The sequence below is a fragment of the Pseudomonas luteola NBRC 103146 genome, from assembly GCF_002091675.1.
Classification (GTDB): Bacteria; Pseudomonadota; Gammaproteobacteria; order Pseudomonadales; family Pseudomonadaceae; genus Chryseomonas; species Chryseomonas luteola.
Genome location: NZ_BDAE01000084.1, coordinates 1 through 1,193, shown reverse-complemented (window position 1 = coordinate 1,193; position 1,193 = coordinate 1). Strand labels below are relative to the sequence as shown.

Annotated in this window: 1 protein-coding gene; it reads right to left on the bottom strand. The window is 54.6% G+C overall.

Annotated elements, in window-relative coordinates; genetic code table 11:
- Window positions 1-1,193: elongation factor Tu (gene tuf, locus PLU01S_RS25150; RefSeq protein WP_074829510.1), on the bottom strand; the 1,193-nt coding region annotated here is incomplete at its 5' end.

Sequence of the window (1,193 nt, the reverse complement as noted above, 5' to 3'; positions counted from 1 at the left end):
TTATTCGACGATCTTGGCAACCACGCCGGCGCCTACGGTACGGCCGCCTTCGCGAATAGCGAAACGCAGACCTTCTTCCATGGCGATTGGAGCGATCAGGGTAACAACCATCTTGATGTTGTCGCCCGGCATTACCATCTCAACGCCTTCCGGCAGTTCGCAGTTACCAGTCACATCAGTAGTACGGAAGTAGAACTGAGGACGGTAGCCCTTGAAGAACGGAGTATGACGACCACCTTCTTCCTTGGACAGAACGTACACTTCGCACTCGAACTTGGTGTGCGGCTTGATGGTGCCCGGCTTGGCCAGAACCTGACCACGCTCAACGTCTTCACGCTTGGTACCACGCAGCAGGGCGCCAACGTTCTCACCTGCACGACCTTCGTCTAGCAGCTTACGGAACATTTCAACGCCGGTGCAGGTAGTTTTGGTCGTAGCTTTGATACCTACGATTTCAACTTCCTCACCCACCTTGACGATACCACGCTCAACACGGCCTGTTACTACAGTACCGCGACCAGAGATGGAGAATACGTCTTCGATCGGCATCAGGAACGGCTGGTCGATTGCACGAACCGGCTCAGGGATGTAGGCATCCAGAGTTTCAACCAGCTTACGCACAGCAGAAACACCGATTTCGTTGTCGTCTTTGCCTTCCAGCGCCATCAGCGCGGAACCTACAACGATCGGAGTGTCGTCACCTGGGAAGTCATAGGTGTTCAGCAGATCGCGAACTTCCATTTCTACCAGCTCGAGCAGCTCAGCGTCGTCAACCATGTCGGCCTTGTTCAGGAACACGACAATGTAAGGAACGCCTACCTGACGGGACAGCAGGATGTGCTCACGAGTCTGCGGCATGGGGCCGTCAGCTGCCGAGCAAACCAGGATCGCACCGTCCATCTGCGCAGCACCGGTGATCATGTTCTTCACATAGTCAGCGTGGCCAGGGCAGTCAACGTGAGCATAGTGGCGAGTGGCCGAATCGTACTCAACATGGGAAGTGTTAATGGTAATACCGCGCGCTTTTTCTTCCGGAGCGTTATCGATCTGGTCGAAGTTACGAGCAGAACCACCCCAAGTTTCAGAGCAAACCTTGGTCAGTGCTGCAGTCAGCGTTGTCTTACCATGGTCGACGTGGCCGATGGTGCCGACGTTGACGTGCGGTTTGTTACGTTCAAATTTTTCTTTAGCCA